The following is a 282-nucleotide window of genomic DNA, read 5'->3' as shown; positions in this document are numbered from 1 at the left end:
CTTCGTGGTTGATGCCGCCGCACACTTCGAGTACGAAGCCGCCTTCCTCATCATCAACGATGAACGTCTTCGCGCCACGGTAATACTCTTGCGTGCCGTCCGGAGGTTCAGGGAACTCGAACCATTCCACAGCCGCGTTGTGCAGCACGTATTCGACGCGTTCATGCTGAAACAGTTCGTGCTCCGGGAGCTGGGCCGGCCGCTCAGTATTGCCCAGCATCCATTCGATGATTGGACGCACGAACGCGGCGTCGGCCGCAGCCACAGGAATGGTGGCTCGGA

Annotated in this window: 1 protein-coding gene; it reads right to left on the bottom strand. The window is 59.9% G+C overall.

Annotated elements, in window-relative coordinates:
• Positions 1-282 (bottom strand): hypothetical protein (locus AC1RPH_RS08260; protein WP_481762104.1); only part of this gene is annotated, 282 nt, incomplete at both ends.

This window comes from Dellaglioa sp. CoH-57-MRSF-16 (genome assembly GCF_056782055.1).
This window is presented reverse-complemented; position numbering and strand designations above follow the sequence as displayed.